The 18807-nt window shown below is 45.2% G+C and carries 15 protein-coding genes; 3 read left to right on the forward strand and 12 right to left on the reverse strand.

Annotated elements, in window-relative coordinates; all coding sequences use genetic code 11:
- Positions 1 to 42 precede the first annotated feature (42 nt).
- Positions 43 to 465: a hypothetical protein gene (locus tag AB6D93_RS19765; protein ID WP_102321503.1), complete on the reverse strand. Its 423-nt coding sequence runs from the start codon at positions 463 to 465 to the stop codon at positions 43 to 45.
- A gap of 131 nt (positions 466 to 596) precedes the next feature.
- Positions 597 to 1475, reverse strand: coding sequence for a TraB/GumN family protein (locus AB6D93_RS19770; RefSeq protein ID WP_029235194.1), 879 nt, complete (start codon positions 1473 to 1475; stop codon positions 597 to 599).
- A gap of 404 nt (positions 1476 to 1879) precedes the next feature.
- On the opposite strand from AB6D93_RS19770, the gene AB6D93_RS19775 reads away from it, so the two are divergent.
- The gene (locus AB6D93_RS19775; protein WP_017071188.1) at positions 1880 to 4531 is read left to right on the forward strand and encodes a beta-N-acetylhexosaminidase; all 2652 of its coding nucleotides are present in this window, start codon (positions 1880 to 1882) and stop codon (positions 4529 to 4531) included.
- Between the two features lie 533 nt (positions 4532 to 5064).
- Entirely contained in the window at positions 5065 to 5757 is a 693-nt protein-coding gene (locus AB6D93_RS19780; RefSeq protein WP_017064150.1) for an oligogalacturonate-specific porin KdgM family protein, read from the forward strand.
- A 261-nt stretch (positions 5758 to 6018) separates the two neighbouring features.
- On the opposite strand, the gene AB6D93_RS19785 is transcribed toward AB6D93_RS19780, so the two are convergent.
- The gene (locus AB6D93_RS19785) at positions 6019 to 6459 is read right to left on the reverse strand and encodes a DUF411 domain-containing protein (protein WP_017064149.1); all 441 of its coding nucleotides are present in this window, start codon (positions 6457 to 6459) and stop codon (positions 6019 to 6021) included.
- Positions 6449 to 9253 carry a heavy metal translocating P-type ATPase gene (locus AB6D93_RS19790; RefSeq protein ID WP_102333661.1) on the reverse strand — a complete coding sequence of 935 codons (2805 nt, stop codon included), beginning with the start codon at positions 9251 to 9253 and terminating at the stop codon, positions 6449 to 6451. The genes AB6D93_RS19785 and AB6D93_RS19790 overlap by 11 nt, the downstream gene beginning before the upstream one ends.
- A gap of 301 nt (positions 9254 to 9554) precedes the next feature.
- On the opposite strand from AB6D93_RS19790, the gene gltX reads away from it, so the two are divergent.
- Positions 9555 to 10982, forward strand: coding sequence for a glutamate--tRNA ligase (gene gltX / locus AB6D93_RS19795; protein ID WP_017071186.1), 1428 nt, complete (start codon positions 9555 to 9557; stop codon positions 10980 to 10982).
- 84 nt (positions 10983 to 11066) lie between these two features.
- Here gltX and AB6D93_RS19800 read toward each other — a convergent pair whose 3' ends face one another.
- Genes AB6D93_RS19800 through AB6D93_RS19835 form a run of 8 tightly spaced genes read right to left on the reverse strand, consistent with a single transcriptional unit; the run spans position 11067 to position 18805 of the window.
- Positions 11067 to 12290 carry a beta-ketoacyl-ACP synthase gene (locus AB6D93_RS19800; RefSeq protein WP_017062286.1) on the reverse strand — a complete coding sequence of 408 codons (1224 nt, stop codon included), beginning with the start codon at positions 12288 to 12290 and terminating at the stop codon, positions 11067 to 11069.
- Positions 12287 to 13012, reverse strand: a complete 726-nt coding sequence (locus AB6D93_RS19805; RefSeq protein WP_017062285.1) for a 3-ketoacyl-ACP reductase FabG2 — start codon at positions 13010 to 13012, stop codon at positions 12287 to 12289. Before AB6D93_RS19805 ends, AB6D93_RS19800 begins: the two co-directional genes overlap by 4 nt.
- Positions 13009 to 13473, reverse strand: a complete 465-nt coding sequence (locus AB6D93_RS19810) for a hotdog family protein (RefSeq protein ID WP_017062284.1) — start codon at positions 13471 to 13473, stop codon at positions 13009 to 13011. Before AB6D93_RS19810 ends, AB6D93_RS19805 begins: the two co-directional genes overlap by 4 nt.
- Positions 13466 to 14665: a beta-ketoacyl-[acyl-carrier-protein] synthase family protein gene (locus AB6D93_RS19815; RefSeq protein WP_017062283.1), complete on the reverse strand. Its 1200-nt coding sequence runs from the start codon at positions 14663 to 14665 to the stop codon at positions 13466 to 13468. The genes AB6D93_RS19810 and AB6D93_RS19815 overlap by 8 nt, the downstream gene beginning before the upstream one ends.
- 5 nt (positions 14666 to 14670) lie before the next feature.
- The gene (locus tag AB6D93_RS19820; RefSeq protein WP_029235193.1) at positions 14671 to 15294 is read right to left on the reverse strand and encodes a DUF3261 domain-containing protein; all 624 of its coding nucleotides are present in this window, start codon (positions 15292 to 15294) and stop codon (positions 14671 to 14673) included.
- Entirely contained in the window at positions 15291 to 17663 is a 2373-nt protein-coding gene (locus AB6D93_RS19825) for an MMPL family transporter (RefSeq protein ID WP_102333660.1), read from the reverse strand. Before AB6D93_RS19825 ends, AB6D93_RS19820 begins: the two co-directional genes overlap by 4 nt.
- On the reverse strand, positions 17635 to 18315 hold the full coding sequence (locus AB6D93_RS19830) for an outer membrane lipoprotein carrier protein LolA (protein WP_102333659.1): 681 nt from the start codon (positions 18313 to 18315) through the stop codon (positions 17635 to 17637). The genes AB6D93_RS19825 and AB6D93_RS19830 overlap by 29 nt, the downstream gene beginning before the upstream one ends.
- A complete protein-coding gene (locus AB6D93_RS19835; protein ID WP_102333658.1) occupies positions 18302 to 18805 on the reverse strand; it encodes a thioesterase family protein in 504 nt (167 codons plus the stop codon). The genes AB6D93_RS19830 and AB6D93_RS19835 overlap by 14 nt, the downstream gene beginning before the upstream one ends.
- Positions 18806 to 18807 lie beyond the last annotated feature (2 nt).

Consider the following 18807-nt stretch of genomic DNA (forward strand, 5'->3'; position numbering starts at 1 on the left):
CCTTTCCCTTAGCCCTGTTTTTTTCTTCAAGCAACTCAATGATCAATTCACATCGCACGTAATATCTTTTATCGGTGTTTCCGAGGTAACAAAACAAACATACGCTTCCGCTGGCTTATTCGGGCCTATTCGAATGTAACCTGCCTTTATTTCATCTTCATCAAACGTCACCGAGTGAGAGCTTCCCGTTTGGTTGTCGTAAAAGTTTGCTTCAAAATTGTTGTTCATTTGGCTTGCGATACGGTTTCGTGTTGTAGATGTTGTGAACGTAATATTGGCGCAGCGCATCGGTGGTTTCTCTGTAATCAAAAACTGTCCGCTTTCTTTATCTAATACACCGCCTTTGGTATCCGGTTGTATGTCTATCGCCTGAAACTGTTCGATGGTGCATGTTTCTTTGGCTGAGGCTATTGAGGGCATCAGCATCGTGAGGGCTAAAGGGAAAGCAAAAAGTACTGGTTTCATTAGAACAACGCCATAGGTAAAAAGAGCGAAAGATAATAGCACTGCAATGGTGCTATTAAATGTAAAGATTCTGTTATTAAGGAAATGCTTTTATAACGAAAACAAAATGAGGTTGAGCATCGTTAGCTTTTTTAGCTAGTCTCAAATTGACATTGGGCTGATTGGCTTTGTGATTGCTGAATGACACTGAAGCCTTTCTTTTCTAATAACTGTATAAGGTTACCTTCTCCAATTAGGTGCAAGGTACCAACTACTATCATGTAGTTCCCTTTAGTCTTAAGCTTCCAATCATTGGAGGATAGTTTGTTTGCCCAGTCTATGTTGCGATCGGTTAAGAATGCTTTCTCAAGTTCAGGCGACATCTCTGACAGTTCTGAGAAGGCTTCCAGCTTCGCTAAATCACCCGCTTTCCAGCTTTCAATCAGACAATGAACCACGCGATCAGTTTGGTCAAATTCTTCAAGGCTACTGACTAACCACTCTTTACCGTCGTCCTTTTGTTTTGTCATCAGGTCTATTTGGAATTGCAGAGGCTCCAAACTGATAACCGGAACATCTTGGGTAGTCGCTTTGTTCGCTAGCGTCGCATCAACGCCGCTGGCGGAGCCATAACCAAGGTTTTTTAACTGCTGCATTTGTATGGAGAGAGAAGTTGCCCAAGGCGGTGAGCGAAGCAGTTGTTGCGTCGGCATGCCCAATGATTTTGATATGTCGGTTAATAATTGCAGCTGTTCTGTATTGAGTACATCGGCAGTCGTGAGTTTGTTGCGGGGATATACAACGCCATCAGACTTTCTGATATCCGTTTCGATAATTAAGCCATCACTGTTTTTTAGCGCGTCGGTGATCGCCGAAGGAAGGGGGTACATACTCTCGTCTCCAACGTGCACTGAACCTAAGATAGTGAGTGTCAGATCATCCTTTTGTGCTTGCCAATAAAGGGGCTCGGCGACCGCTTGCCTAGCTGAAAAAGCGAGAACGAATAAAACCATGTACCAGAGTGGACGCAAAGGGAGCTCCTTAAGGAAGTATTAAACTCGTTAAAATCGATTTTGACGATGTTTTTTAACGGTTTTTTTTGAGAACAATGTCACGTTGTTTGTACGAAAAGTATAACAATACGCTGAAACTCTAAATCCTTTCTGACTACCAATGACACGATTTTATGAAATCGGTAAAAAAGATTGTGATTCATTTCTCAAATTTTACGTCAAAATTAAAATGACGGAAGTGCCGTTGCTTGTAACTTGATGATTTTATTTAAATTAAATTTATCAATATTTTTGAGATTTGAAGCCGATCACTTTATTAGCTCGATTTAATTCACGGTAAAAAATAAGCCCATATAGTTTATCTAACTTTCGAAGCGCTCCATTTTGCTTCTTACTCAATTTTTAATTTATGGGTGAATACGATGTTGAAGAGAAACTTACTATCTGTAGCGGTATTGGCTGGCCTAACAGGTTGTGCAGTAACGCAAGCACCAGAACAAAAAGTAGTGAATGCACTGGCTGATAATCTTGATGTTCAGTACGAAATTCTAACTAATCATGGTGCGAATGAAGGCTTGGCTTGTCAGGACCTAGGTGCTGAATGGGCGTCATGTAATAAAGTGAACATGACGCTAACCAATGACGGTGAAGCGATTGACTCTAAAGATTGGAGCATCTACTTCCACAGTATTCGTCTTATTTTAGATGTTGATAATGAGCAATTTAAGATCACTCGCGTTACTGGTGACCTTCACAAGCTAGAACCTACTGAAAAATTTGACGGCTTTGCGGCTGGTGAAGAAGTGGTTCTTCCGTTAACGAGTGAATACTGGCAACTGTTTGAAACTGACTTTATGCCAGGTGCATTCGTGACGGCGCCAAACGCAGAACCTAAGATGATTGCATCATTGAATACAGAAGATGTTGCATCGTTCGTAACTGGTCTAGAGGGTAATAACCTTAAGCGTACGCCTGATGATAATAACGTAATGGCGACAGCGGTGACGCGTTTTGAAAAGAATGCTGATCTAGCAACGCAAGACGTATCAACTACTTTACTACCAACGCCAATGTCGGTAGAAGCCGGTGAAGGTTCAGTTAGCATTGCTGGTGGTATTGCCCTACCTAAAGACGCATTCGACGCTGAGCAATTCGCAGCAATTGAAGAACGTGCAGATGTGGTAAACGTAGATGTGAGTGGCGACCTACCTGTGAGTGTCGCTGTTGTTCCTACTCAGTTTACGGGTGATTTAGCGAAATCTGGCGCTTATGAACTAAGCATCTCGGAAGAGGGGATTGCAATTAAAGCGTTTGATAAAACGGGTGCTTTCTACGCAGTTCAGTCTATTTTTGGCCTAATAGATAGTCAGAACGCTGAATCATTACCACAACTGTCAATTAAAGATGCGCCGCGCTTTGATTATCGTGGTGTGATGGTGGACGTTGCTCGAAACTTCCACTCAAAAGATGCCATCCTAGCAACGCTAGATCAAATGGCGGCATACAAGATGAATAAACTGCACCTTCACCTAACGGATGATGAAGGTTGGCGTTTAGAAATTCCAGGTTTACCAGAGCTAACGGATGTAGGGTCTAATCGTTGTTTTGATTTGGATGAACAAAGCTGCTTACTGCCTCAGCTAGGTTCTGGTCCAACAACAGACAACTTTGGCTCTGGTTTCTTTAGTAAAGCGGATTACGTCGAGATCCTAAGCTACGCTAAAGCGCGCAGCATCGAAGTTATCCCTGAAATTGATATGCCAGCACACGCTCGTTCAGCTGTGGTATCAATGGAAGCGCGTTACACTCGTCTCATGGCGGAAGGCAAAGAAGCAGAAGCGAACGAATACCGCTTGATGGATCCGCAAGATACATCGAATGTAACCACGGTTCAGTTCTACGATAAGCAAAGCTTCATTAACCCATGTATGGAGTCATCAACTCACTTCGTCGATAAAGTAATCTCTGAAGTGGCGGCAATGCACCAAGAAGCGGGCGTACCGCTAACGACTTGGCACTTCGGCGGCGATGAAGCGAAAAACATCAAGTTAGGCGCAGGCTTACAAGATATTAATGCAGAAGATAAAGTGGCTTGGAAAGGCAACATCGATTTGTCTAAGCAAGATAAGCCGTTCCAACAATCACCACAATGTCAGTCATTGATCGCTGATGGTACTGTAAGCGATTTCGGTCATTTACCAAGCCACTTCGCAGAACAGGTTTCTAAGATTGTTGCTGAGAAGGGTATTCCACACTTCCAAGCATGGCAAGATGGTCTGAAATACAGCGAAGGCGAGGAAGCATTTGCGACCGAAAGTACACGCGTGAACTTCTGGGACGTTCTTTACTGGGGCGGAACTTCATCAGTATACGATTGGTCAGCAAAAGGGTATGACGTGATTGTCTCTAACCCAGACTACGTATACATGGATATGCCATACGAAGTTGATGCAGCTGAGCGTGGTTACTACTGGGCAACACGTGCAACCGATACTCGTAAGATGTTTGGCTTCGCACCAGAAAACATGCCACAAAACGCAGAAACATCATTAGACCGTGATGGCAATGGTTTTACTGGTAAAGGTGAGGTTGAAGCGAAACCTTTCTACGGTCTGTCAGCTCAACTTTGGTCAGAAACAGTACGTACTGACGAGCAATATGAATACATGGTGTTCCCTCGCGTATTGGCAGCAGCAGAGCGCGCATGGCACCGAGCAGATTGGGAAAACGACTACAAGGTTGGTGTTGAATACTCTCAAGAAACTAACTTAGTGAATAAGCAAGCGTTGAACAGCGACTTTAATCGCTTCGCGAATATTCTTGGTCAACGTGAGCTAGCTAAGCTAGAAAAAGCGGGTATTGATTACCGACTACCAGTTCCAGGTGCGAAGGTTGTTGACGGTAAGCTAGCGATGAACGTTCAATTCCCAGGTGTAGAGCTGCAATACTCTGCTGATGGCGAAAACTGGCTAACATACGATGAGCAACAACGTCCATCAGTTTCTGGTGAGACTTACATCCGCTCTATTTCAGAAAGTGGTGAGAAAGTAAGTCGAGTGACCTCAGTTAAATAATCGATAAGCACTATTAGTAGAAGAGCTCCTGACCTTTATCTTATTCAAGATAAAACGGGAGCTCTTTTTGTTTACTGCGAATTAGGTGCATATCCAAAACTGAAACATATAGAAATCGCCTTTGGTCATATCATCAACAATGCACATAAGGTGACTTTAATCCCAAAAGTGACGCGCTTCTCATTATTCTCTTCAAAAAATAAGCCCCCTGTAAAAAACTCTAAATCAGATGTGATTCAACTATCTAGATCTAATTTTTCTTCGTGAAATAACGTGATCCCGATCTGTATATTTTTCCATCTTAAGTTTTTTATCAATTTTTATGTTTTTAAGTTGTTGATTTTAAAGTTTTAAATAACTTGTCTTTTTTTGATAGTGAGAGGGATCACTCTGCTGTCCCTTTTATTTTTAAACGCGAATTAATTCGAGCAACATAGATTTCATGCCAGGGAGGCTACCAACTACTCAAGCGGTGAAGGTGAATGATGTACCGAAGATGTGCCGCTGAAAAAATTAAACTAAGGCAGTTTACTATGAAAAAAATTATCGCTCTAAGTGCTCTTTCTCTTGCTTTCGCTTCTAGTGCTTTTGCTGGTTCTTCTTACGTAACGGGTAACATCCAAATTCATGACGATGGCCGTATCCACGGTTCTGACATGACTTCTACGCTAGAAGCTGGTCACACGTTTGACAACTCTCTAGGCGGCTTCACGGTTTATTCTGAGTTTGATGGTATCCAACTGGGCAAACTTGAATCTGAAAATGGCGGTGCAGGTAATACTACTCCAGGCATCACTGTAGGTGGTGAGCAATCTTTCAACATCACTGACAACCTATGGGTTGCTGCGGGTTACCAACACCTATTCTCTGCAGGCGAAAGCATTCAGTTCCGTCCACTAGTTAAGATCGGTTACAACTTCGACAACGGCATCTCTATTAGTAACCGTACTCGTGCACACATCGATGATACTTCAGCTAATGCTGACACAGACTACCGCATGGATAACCGCATTGCTTACACAGTGAATGCTGACCTAGCGCTTAGCTACAACAACGTATACATGATTGATGCTGAAGCGATGGACCACGAGTTACGTGCAACATGGACTCGTCAAGGTGTTCAACCTTACTTTGAATTCCGTAGCCAAGCTAACGGTGTAGATTTCGCAAACGGCGATTCTAAGCAGAACAACGCATTCGTATTCGGTGCTTCTTACGGCTTCTAAGCTGATTCGCTTGGTTGCTTAGTCTATTAGATTATTAGCCGAGTGAGCTTCTTCGCTAAATAGCTTTTTGCTAAATAGCTTGCTAGCTAATTAGCGAGGGGAACATAGCGGTACTAACAGCCCGGTTGGTGCCGCGACAAGATTTGCTTTACTGTCCAAAAGCAAAGAGCCTAGCAAGTAAACCACAGTCTTGGGTTTACTGAATGCTAGGCTCTATTTTTATGACTTCTTTTTATTGCTGTGTGTTGGTCTGTTTAGGTTCTATTTCCCGTTGTAGTGACGGTATTCAAACACCTGACCTTTTTCATTAAACGCATACACAGAATACTCGTCTTTCTTATCGCCATATTCCATGCCTGGCGAACCCATTGGCATACCCGGAACCGCTAAACCAATCGCATTACGTGGTGGGTTTTCTAGAAAGGCTTTAATGTCATCTGCTGGAATGTGTCCTTCAAATACGTATCCGTCGATCTCTGCAGTGTGGCAAGAGGCTAGCTCTTGTGTTATCCCTAGTTTCTGCTTGATTGGGTTCATATCATCGTGGAGCTTCTCAGTAACATCGAACCCAGCATCTCGCATATGTTCAGTCCATTCTGTGCAGCAGCCGCAGTATGGAGATTTGTGGTTTAGAACATCAGTAGCTAAAGCTTGTCCTGAGATTGCAGCGAGTGCAGTAAGAGTCATAATTTTACGAATCATGGTTAACCTCATGAATATGGTTTTTATTAATATTAGAATGAGTTGGTTTGAACAATCTCAGCCTGTTGGCATTGCTTACTACAGTAATTGACGACATCGCCATCGCTGCCCCTGCAACTACTGGACTAAGCAGAAATCCGAAAAATGGGTAAAGCACACCGGCCGCGATAGGAATACCAAGCGAGTTGTAGATGAAGGCACCAAATAGGTTTTGCTTCATATTTCTCACGGTCGCTTGAGATAGCTCGATCGCGTTACTGACAGACAGTGGCGACGAGTTGAGTAGCGTCATTTGCGCACTTTCAATCGCGACATCACTGCCACTGCCCATTGCTATGCCTATATCTGCTTGAGCAAGTGCAGGCGCGTCGTTAATACCGTCTCCGACCATGGCAACACTCTTATATTGCTGTTGCAGCTGAACAATGTGTTGAGCTTTCTGCTCTGGAAGCACTTCTGAAATCACTTCGTCGATACCGACGTTTTTACCTATCGCTTGAGCTACAGAGTCGTTGTCGCCCGTTAATAGCACAGTGTGAATTCCGGCGGATTTTAGTTGAGCTATCGCCTGTTTGCTATCTATTTTTAACGCGTCTGAAATGCCCAATATGCCTTCCAGTTTTTGGTCAATCGCAATGAAAATAGGCGTCCACGCTTGCGAGCGGCAAAGCTCGATGAAATCCGCGCCAACCTCTGTATTGATACCTAATTGGGTGAGGTACTTAAGCGAGCAAACTTGCACTTTCTTGCCGTTAATTGTTGCTTGAACCCCAAGCCCTCGTTGGTTTTCAAATTCGCTGTGTGGGAGTACTGAAACTTCCAAGCTCTCTGCATATTGGCAAACGGCTTTGGCAAGTGGGTGCTCAGATCCTACTTCTACTGAATAAGCACAAGCCAGTAATTCTTGTTCTGATAAATCGCCATAAAAGGCTTGCTGAACGGTTGGCTTACCTTGGGTTAGGGTGCCTGTTTTATCAAACACGACAGCATCAATTTTGCTTGCAGATTGCAACACATCGGCATCTTTGATCAGAACGCCAAACTCAGCGGCTTTGCCAACGCCGACAGTAATTGAAAGTGGTGTCGCAAGGCCTAAGGCACATGGACAAGCGATGATCACCACTGTGGTTGATACCACTAACATGTAACTGGCGCTTGGTTGTGGGCCAACAAAAAACCAAACTAGGGCGGCAAAAACTGCGATCGCAACCACAACTGGAACGAAAACGGCAGAGATAGAGTCGGCAAGCTTAGCAATCGCAGGCTTGCTGCTTTGCGCTTGGCGAACCATTTGAATGATTCGAGCCAGCATAGTGCTTGAGCCAATTCCCGTCGCTTCAATGATCAGGCTGCCATCACCATTAATGGTTCCTGCTGAAACGCCATCATTAATCGATTTAACGTTGGGCAGTGGTTCGCCAGTCAGCATGGATTCATCGATATAAGATTCACCCGAAACCACGACACCATCGACAGGGACTTTTTCTCCCGGCTTTACTCGAACTTGCATGCCAACTTGGATGGCCTCTACGGCGATGGTTTGCTCTTTACCATCGACGATAACCACGGCTTTTTGAGGCTGTAAGTTTATCAGCGCCTGTAAAGACTTAGTGGTGCGTGCTTTGGCTTTGGCTTCAATGTAGTGACCTAAAGAAATAAGGCCAACAATCATCGCACTTGCTTCAAAATAGACATGACGAGAAGCTTCAGGGAACCACGATGGAATGAGCACAACCAACATTGAGTAGAACCATGCTGCGCCTGTACCCAAAGCTACTAGCGTGTCCATGGTCGCGCGTTTATGCATCAAGGATTGCCAAGCATTGGTGAAGAAGCTGCGTCCAGAAGTGGCTAACAACACTAAACAAACCACACCAATGAATCCCCAAGCCAGTTGGTCGTTAAATGTAGTAATGGTCATGCTGCCGCCGAACACGCCCCATGCCATTAGCGGTGCCCCAAGCAGTAGCGCACTCACTGAATTTTTTAGGAAGGCCTGTTGAGTGCGAAGTTGTTGCTCTTGCTGTTTTTGTTGTTGTGTTGCCGCATCATCAACAAACTCGGCGCCATACCCCGCAGCTTTGACTGATTCGATGAGCTTGTTTTCAATGAGATCACGTGTTTTGGAGGTGAAAACCAAGGCAGTTTGTTCGGCAAGGTTGATCTGAGCTTGGTCGACAAACTCATTCTTTTTCAGTGCTTTCTCTACCGAAGAGACACAACTCGCACAAGTCATCCCCTCAAGAACAAGGTGATAGGTATATTGGCTAGCTGCGGTTTTATCTTCACTCTTTTTATCTGCTTGTTCGTCTTCTAAATCTGAACTCGATGAAAGGTCATTCGTTTCTGAGTAGGGAGCTGCGTGGTAACCCAGGCTTTCGACCAGCTTAATCACCTCAGACTCAGAAAGCAGAGTAACCAGTGATAATTCCTGTTTGCTGACTTCTAGGTTTAAGGCTTGCTCAGTTTGTTCAAGCGCTTTAGTCAGTTTGCTCACACACTTGCCGCAACTCAGACCGGATAGCGAAAGGTGCAGCTGATTACCCATTGAATAGCCAAGCGTTGCTAACTGTTCGTTGAGCTGAATGTAACTAAATGGAGTCGAAATATCGATGTAGGTCGGCGATATGTCATTAATCATCGTGCTGTCGAGATCGCTAAACAGTGTGCGAACTTTCTTCGCGCAACCCATGCAATTTAGGCCGTTGAGCGCCGTTGTGTAGTGGTTCATATCGATACTCCAATTCTCATCTACGCCTAACATAAACCTTCCCGTAAGGGTAAGGTCAAACATAAATTCAAGAATTTGATATTAGTGGCATATTAATGGGTGGGGTACGCTGGTGAAATAAGCGGGAGTTAAAGAAAAGCGTGGCTATAATTTATTGGCTCAGACTATAGATTTGCTACATCGAAGCTGAATTTGGCCTTTCTACAGTGGCTTTCGCACAAGATCCGCGCATTAATCATTCACTACTGATTGTAGATTTAAGCGGTGGTGATAAAATAGCGCCCAAAATTTAGTGATGTTTGACTATTGCAGGCCTTGTAATGGCGAGCACTAAAAGAATCACCTACATAATCAAGGTATTTAAATGACGGTTAAAACTCGTTTTGCTCCTAGCCCAACTGGCTATCTTCACGTTGGTGGTGCACGTACTGCACTTTACTCTTGGCTATTCGCTAAAAACCAAGGCGGTGAATTCGTTCTACGTATCGAAGACACAGACCTTGAGCGTAACTCTCAAGAAGCGGTTGATGCAATTCTAGAAGGCATGCAATGGATGGGTATGGAATGGGACGAAGGTCCTTACTACCAATCTAAGCGTTTTGACCGTTACAACGAAATGGTTGATAAGCTACTTGCTGAAGACAAAGCATTCAAATGCTACGCGTCTAAAGAGCTGCTTGATGAAATTCGTGCAGAGCAAGAAGAAAACAAAGAAATGGCTCGCTACGATGCTAACCACCCTAAAATTGTTGCAGCAAACGAAGCAGCAAAAGAAGGCGATGCGTGCGTTATCCGTTTCCGTAACCCTAAAGAAGGCAGCGTAGTATTTGATGACCAAATCCGTGGTCGCATTGAAATCGCAAACAGCCAACTTGATGACCTGATCATTCGTCGTACAGACGGTGCACCAACTTACAACTTCGTAGTAGTAGTGGATGACTGGGACATGGGTATCACACACGTTGTTCGTGGTGAAGACCACATCAACAACACACCTCGTCAAATCAACATCTATGAAGCACTAGGCGCGCCAGTTCCAACGTTCGCTCACTGTGCAATGATTCTTGGTGATGACGGTGCGAAACTTTCTAAGCGTCACGGTGCTGTTTCTGTAATGCAATACCGCGATGAAGGTTACCTACCAAATGCATTAAACAACTATCTAGTTCGTTTAGGCTGGTCTCACGGTGACCAAGAGATCTTCTCTCAAGAAGAGATGATTGAATTCTTCAGCCTGAACGCTATCAGCAAGTCTGCTTCTGCATTCAACACTGATAAGCTACTTTGGTTGAACAATCACTACATCAAGACATCTGAGCCTGAGTACGTTGCAAAATACCTGCAATGGCACATAGACGCACAGAAGATCGATACAACAAACGGTCCAGCTATCACTGAAGTGATCAAGCTAGTTGGCGAGCGTTGTAACACGCTTATCGAACTTGCTGAGCAATCTCGTTACTTCTACGAAGATTTCTCTGAGTTTGAAGCTGGCGCAGCGAAGAAGCACCTACGTGGTGTTGCTAAAGGCCCACTAGAGCTTGCGCTTGCTAAGGTTGAAGCGCTTGAAGATTTCACGACTGCAAACATCAAAGACGGTGTTATCGCAGCAGTATGTGAAGAGCTAGAGATCGGCATGGGTAAAATCGGTATGCCACTTCGCGTAGCAGTAACAGGCGGCGGTCAGTCTCCTTCTGTTGATGCAGTGATGGAGCTTGTTGGTAAAGAGCGCGTAATCGCTCGTATCAAGATGGCTCTTGAGTTCATCGCTGAGCGTGAAGCTAACGCTTAATTTGAGCGATTGATAGAATCAAAAAAGGGTCAGTAACTTGGTTACTGGCCCTTTTTATTTACTTAGCGTTTTATGTAGCTAAGCTTAGACTTTCTTGAAGATGATAGAGGTGTTGATTCCACCAAAAGCAAAGTTGTTGCTCATCAAGTATTCAACATCCAATTCGCGACCTGAGCCCGTGATGTAATCGAGCTTGCCGCACTGTTCATCGACATTCTTAAGGTTTAGGGTTGGGCTGAACCAACCGCTATGCATCATCTCTAGGCTGAGCCACGCTTCAATTGCACCACACGCACCAAGCGTATGGCCAAAGTAACTCTTAAGAGAGCTGATTGGTACTTCACCAAAGATATTCGCTGTCGCGTTACTCTCTGCAATATCACCTTTTTCAGTCGCAGTACCGTGCGCAGAAACATAGCCAATCTTCTCAGCTGGAAGTTGTGCGTCTCTCAATGCTTTCTCCATACAGATTTGCATGGTTTCCATCTGAGGTTGAGTCACATGAGCCGCATCACAGTTGCTCGCAAAACCTATGATTTCTGCGTAGATCTTTGCGCCACGAGCAACAGCATGTTCGTACTCTTCAAGGATCAGGGTTCCAGCGCCTTCGCCGATAACCAAGCCATCACGCTCGCTGTCGTATGGGCTAGGGGATTTCTTGGGTGTGTCGTTTTTTAAACTGGTAGCGAAAAGGGTATCGAAAACGGCAGACTCAGTTGGGCATAACTCTTCACCACCACCGGCAACCATTACGGTTTGGTAACCATGCTTGATCGCTTCATAGGCGTAACCAATGGCTTGGCTTCCTGAAGTACAGGCGCTGCTGGTGGGAATCACGCGGCCACGCAGACCAAAGAACAGACCTACGTTTACCGCGGCTGTGTGTGGCATCATTTGAACGTAAGTGGTTGCTGTGATTGCTCGTGTCGACTTCTCGTTCAGCATTACTCCGAAAGCACCAACCGCATCGGTACTGCCAGTTGAAGAGCCGTAAGCGATACCAGTTTCGCCATTGGTCAATACATCGTGACCAATTAAGCCGGCTTGCTCCAATGCATTCTCAGTCGCAACGGTAGCTAGGCGTGATACACGGCCCATGCCACGCACTTGCTTACGCTTGTAGTGTTTAGGCAGTTGGAAGTCATCAATAGGCGCGGCAAGTTTTGTGTTGAGACCATCATATTGCTCGAAGCTTGGCATATATTGAGTCGCATTTTCACAGGCCTTTAGCTTAGGCTCTATCTGTTGCCAGTCGTTACCAAAAGCAGTAACACCAGACATTCCAGTTACAACAACGCGGCGGGTCATACTAAGCCTCCATTTACTGAAATCACTTGGCGAGTTACGTAGCCTGCAATATCAGACATTAGGTAGCTGACTAGGCCGGCTACTTCTTCCGGCTCACCCATACGGCGCAGTGGTACTTGAGGAAGTGCATGATCTTTCACGTGCTCGTCAACCATACCTGTGTCAATTAAGCCAGGAGCGACACAGTTTACCGTGATCTTGCGTTTTGCGAGTTCTAGAGCAAGAGACTTAGTTGCGCCAATCACCCCCGCTTTTGCTGCAGCATAGTTAGTTTGACCACGGTTACCCATAATGCCGGATACCGACGCTAGAGTGACGATACGGCCACCTTTACGCTTTTGAACCATAGGCATTACACAAGGGTGAAGTACGTTGTAGAAGCTATCTAGGTTGGTATGGATCACACCATCCCACTCTTCTTCCGTCATCGCGGGGAATGCAGTGTCACGAGTAATGCCCGCGTTGTTCACTACACCATAGTAAGCACCATGTTCAGCGATATCAGACTCAAGCTTTTCGCGACACTCGCTTCGTTTGCTGATATCAAATTGAATAAGACGTCCAGCGCCACCCAGTTCGGTGATCGACTTTAGCGTCTCTTCAGCACCTTGCTTGTCACCCATGTAATGAACGGCGATTTCAAACCCGTCTTTCGCGAGTTGAATAGCGATCGCTTTACCAATACCTTTACTGGCACCAGTGACTAAAACCTGACGGCTCATGATGGGCTCCTAGTTTTCATTTCTTGTAATTTTTGTTCGGTCGGCACGTAGACGTTGAGTTGGCATTGAGCCACTAACTCACCTCGGTCTTCGACTCTTGCGGTAAACACAGCCATACCGCTGTCTTCCATCATCTGTTCGGCGTAGATATCAAGGGTCTGACCTTGAGTAAACTCATCACACAGTGATTTATAGCGACGAGAGCCGAGTAAGAATCCGATTGGGGGCGTGGTGCCGTTTTTAAGTGCGTGATATCCAGACCATGCCGCTACAGACTGCGCCATAAACTCGATTCCAACATATGCTGGTACCGTTTGAGATTCGGCGTCAAAGAACAGATTATGGTCACCAATATCGACCTGACAGTGGATCGACAACGCCTCTACGCTGATAGCACGATCGATTAATATCATCGGATCATCGTGAGGGAGAAGTTGGTCTACAGAAGGGATATCAGTCATTTACTACACCAAAAATCAGGCTAATGTTGTTGCCACCAAAAGCAAACGAGTTGCTTAAGATGTTCTTTGCTTTAAGTTTCTGTGAACAGTTTACCAAATCAATCTCAATATCTTCAGCTTTATCCTGACATTTTTGTAAGGGAAGCGGTAAGTCATATTTCAAAATATGCCACGCAATTGCAGCCTCAATCGCACTTGCTGCGCCTAGAGTATGCCCGGTCAGCGGTTTGGTAGAACTGACGGGAACCTTGTTTGCAAAAATACGATGAATGGCTTTACTTTCCATCGAGTCATTGAGTGGCGTTGCTGTACCATGTGCATTGATATAACCAATGTCTTCTGCGTTTAACTGTGCAGAATGTAACGCTTTTTTCATTGCTTGTTCAGCACCATTGCCTTCAGGGTGAGGCGCTGAAATGTGGTGTGCATCAGAGCTGTCCCCACAGCCCAATAAGGCAATGTTTGACGTGTCTTGTGCTGCATTAACACCGGCTAACTTTGTTTTGCTGAGCAACATAAATGCCGCTGCTTCTCCTATGTTGATACCTTCTCGGGTTGCACTAAATGGCTTACAATGTGTTGTTGAGAGTGCTTCAAGACCGTGGAAACCATTGAGTGTCAGCTTACACAAGGTATCCACACCACCCACTAACACGGCATCAGCCATACCTGAATCTAATAAGCGCTGGGCGGTCAGAAATACGCGGCCACTGGATGAGCAAGCCGTAGATATGACGTAGTTTGGCCCCGTTAATGCGCAATACTGGCTAACGAACTCTGAGGTATCACCAAGCTCTTGTTTTGAGTAATGGTAATCTGCTGGAAACTCGCCGTTTGCCAATTTTTGTTTGAAGACTGCTTCACCATCGGAGATCCCAGATGTGCTGGTGCCAATAACAACAGCAATTCTATCTGCGCCAAACTGAGATTTGGCTTGCTCGATAGAATCTTCAATTTGGTGAAGAGCCGACAGCGCCAGTTGATTGTTGCGAGTGGCGTATTGCGTAAGATCTGAAGGAATCGGTGGTAGTTCACCCGCGATCTGACCAACGACAGTGTGTTTACCATCGTTCAGCATATCGTGCACTTCGACCATATTTGATTCACGCTCGTCTTTTAGACAGCCATGAATATCGGCAATCTCTGAGCCTAGCGCTGAGTGGAAACCACAGTCTTGGATGTAAATAGGCATAGTGTTCAACTCTTACTTGGATTGTCGACAATCGTTGAGTTCAACGTTTGTATGGTGATGTTGTAGCCCAGGGTCAAATGTTTGAAAACAATGTCGCCTGCCGTTTTGTGTGTACCAGGATCTGTTTGGTAATCAATTTGAATGATTGCCTGTTGGTTTTCATCAAATACGGTTCTTGTTTTGTCGGTATCGACTAGGTGCCAACCTATGCTTTGTAAAGGCTGAGCCCATGCTTCAGCCGGCCATAAGGTAAGCATTAAATTAAATAGCACCTGTTCAGGTTGTGGCAAAGTTGCGCCAAGCCCAGACAAAACCTGCGTATCAATTACTTGATTCTGGTATTGCAGCGATAGAATGCGAGTACCCCAAGAGGAGAACCCCGCCAAAACCACTTTACCTGGTGTGACTTCGACTTGAACCGGAAGCTGCTGTGTATCATTTTCCCACGTAGCGCTAATCAACTGACTGGCTGTTAATGAGTATCCCAGTTCAGCTGGCAGTGGTAGTGCTAGATCGGTGTCTTGATCGATAGACACGCTCGCACCACTTGGCTGCTGAGAAACCATCGAGCAGGCACTCATTAGAATGCCCACTAGTATGGCGAAGGTTACCTTTAATGTCTGGATCATCTAAAAGCCTCTCGAGTAATTGGTCCTTCTACGTTTTTACTACTGTTGATCGCGAGTGGAGAAAGCAGCCAAGCGACAAAGATCCCTGTCAGAACCGTCACCCCGAAGCTATGAATAGCATGAGTCTGGCTCAGCGACAGTAAGCCGAATGAAAGTAGTGTTGTGAGACCTGACAAGGTGATCGCTAATAAGGTGCTCAGCGATTTCTTTTGCTCAGCAAAGAACAGGGTGTAGTCTATTCCAATCCCTAAAATCAGAATCAAACCAAGCAGGTTAAATAGGTTCAGTGTCGAGCCTAAAATGCCCGTGACCGCCAAACCTGCTACGCCTGCAATCAATGAAGGCAGCAGCATTAACAGGCTTTGCTTCACACCATAGCGCCAGCCTAACAGCATGCCAATAGCTGCCAATGCTATCAATAACAGCTCGGTAATCTTGACGCGGTACTCAGCAAAAAGAGAGGAGATTTCATCCGCTTTATTGAGGTGTTTCACACCTTGCTTCTGAGCAAAATCTGACTCCAACCACTGTGAGAACAGCTCAGCATCAGTGACGTCTTTTATCAAAATGACCGACGCTGCTTGTCCGTCTATCGGCTTTAACCAAAGTGGTCGAACAGGTTCTGACACTGGTGATTCTAAAAATCCAGATACCGTGATTGCTTCGAACTTAGGTAATTCTGGAAAGCTAGGCCAACCAAGCGTGTTCTGTAAGATATGGCTTTGCTGGCTGTAGAGTTGTTCAACCAATTGATAGTTATCATGTTGTTCTTGTTTGCTTAACAATTGTTGGTTGATGCTGCGATATCCGGAGATACCTTGGCTATCGACCAAAGAATCTAAGCTCGTGGTGATCTCAGCCAGTTTTTTTAGCAGTTTTTGGTCGCTCTTGGCGGTCACCAGCAGCATATTTTGACCGCTGCCTAATCCTGAGATATCAGTAATGGCTTGCTCTTGCTGTTTGAGTTGATCTGGCATCGCTTGAAGTTGACGAATATCGTCGTCGTAGCGAATTTGGCTGAGTGATATCAAACTAACGACAGTCACTATTAATGGTAAGCCAATTCTAAATTTTTGGTTGCTCCAGAGGCTTAACCAAGTATGCCAAAGCTTCGATAAGGGAAGAGGTCGTTCTTGGCTTGGTTTTGCCGCTAAAACCGGATACCAACACACTACACTGGCGTAAGCTGCGATCAGTCCAATCGACGAAAAAAGAGCAAGTTGCTGTAAACCTGGGAAAGGTGCCACCAACAGACCTAGGTAGCCGATCAAGCTGGTGATCAGACCCAAGGTGATCGCAACGATAATATGTTTCAACCCTTTGTCGCTTCGCCATAGATTACCAGCCGCCAAACGATCGGTTAGGTAATGGAAAGAGTAGTCGATGGATACGCCAATTAAGCTGGCACCGAACACCAAACTAAACAGGTGAACCTTGCCGAAGATAGCGACGGTGCTTGCCAACGCAACCAACAATCCAGTACTGATGGAAAGTAAGGATAAGGCAAGTGGTAGGGCACTACGAAACGTCAGCCACACCAATAAAATTACACCTGCCAATGAGCCCAAACCAATGGTACTGATTTCTGATTTCGCGCTTTCGGTACCGTAATTGGCGTAGAACACCACACCGGTATGCTGCACTTTGACACCAAACTGCTTTTCGAGCTTGCGCTCAATTGAATCAAGACCTGGAAGTTGTTCTTGAATCGCCAAGCTATAAGGTGAGTCCGCCAGAGTAGCCGTGACTAAAATATGAGTTTGCTCATTCGACTGGGCCGTGAGATAGCCCTCTTTCAGAACAAAGTTACTTGATTGGACGCCAATAGCACTGATGTAGTCGCGAAATAACAAGAATGGGTCGAGAGATAACTCTGCTGCAGTGACGCCTGAGAATGGATTGTACAGAGACTGAATGACATATTGAGCTCGCGAATCAGGCGAGTGTGTCAGCGTCTCTTTTTGTTGTTGGGTCAGCAGTTGAGATCGGTGACGAAAATAGAAATCGCTCCACTGGCTTTGAGTGCTGGCGTTGATTTTACCTTGAACTTGCTTAAACAGAGTTGGCTGACTTGAAAAAGTTCTTTGGTTGAGAGCTTTTTCAAAAGCGTCGGTCGCAACCATGGTTTGTTCGATATCGGGAGCGCTTATGATAAATACCACTTGCTCGCTCATCGAGCTGGATATCTGCTGAAAGGCTTGCTCTACCATTGGGTCTTGCTGGTTTTCGGGCAGTAACTTTAGAATGTTGCTTTCAATCGGTACCGACGAAGAAAAAGCGAATTGTTTGGTCAACAACCCGCTAAACAGCATTACAACAACAAGCCAAACAAGGGCAAGACTAGAGTTGGAATTGTTTCGCTTCAGCATCTGATAATACTTCCGGTAGATGGCTTAACTGACTGAATTCGATCACTGTGCTATCTCCACGAATCTCTTTCAACTCAATACGTTCAATATCGCTGTTGCCTTGCAGCGTGATAGCCTCAAACACCGCATTCATCGGTGCATTTTGGGGCTTTAGAGTCAGTGTCCATGCTTGTACATTTTCATCAGAGCTGGTGTTAGTTGCGGGCTCAAAATTGAGTGCGAACTGTTCCTGAAGTTTTTGCGTGTCCCCATGAAACACTGACAAGAAGATATGGCTGAAATAAAACGCCATTGGATTTTCTTTGTCGGTGATGATTTTTGCGGGTTGATCGGCAAACCTTTGGCTCAGTTTGTTATCGGTGAGCACTAAGTTCACGGGAAACGGAGTGGTTTGTGTCCAGAGTAAGCCACTTGATTTGTCTAACAGAAATGTACCTTGTGACGTTAAAGGCTGGGCGAACATCTCCATACTGCGTGTTTGAGTGAACTCACCACGCACAATACTATTTTCGCTGAGCACCGTCTGCAGCTCTGAAATAGAATTGACAGCAGCAGAGTTTTCTTTGGCGCTTACAAGGCCGCTTGCCATCATCGCAGTAAGTCCAATTAGCGCGATATTGATGTATTTGCGACTGCGTTTAAACAGATTCATGGTTCACCTGCTGTGGGTTAGAGGTTTGTGTTTGATGTTCAGTTGCTAGAGGTAAGCAACCAAATTGGTGCCAGTGTTCGACTTTGTCAGTAAACACTTTGGGTGAGGCAAAGCACATCTCTTGTTCTTCGATGGTGACGGCAACCTGCATGGTGTGAGCACGTGTCATTCGAGCACCGGTTAGAGCATCATGAATTTCATAATCGACGCGCAGGCGATTTTCCCACTCGGTGAGTTTCGCCGTTACCTTAATCTTGTGATTAAACGGTATCGCCTTAATGTATTTCACGCGGGTATCGATGATAGGCCACATGTAGCCAGAATCCTTCATCTCATGGTAGTTGTACTCAATCTTATCCATCATGATGCGCCTAACTTCTTCAAAGAATCGGAAGTAGTTGCCGTGATAGATCACGCCCATTGGGTCGGCATCTTGGAATGAGGAGATAAGCGTCACCTCAGATTGTAATGGGTGAAGGATTTCAGACATAA

Origin of the sequence: Vibrio sp. 10N.247.310.23 (genome assembly GCF_041467155.1) — a bacterium.
Taxonomy (GTDB): domain Bacteria; phylum Pseudomonadota; class Gammaproteobacteria; order Enterobacterales; family Vibrionaceae; genus Vibrio; species Vibrio crassostreae_C.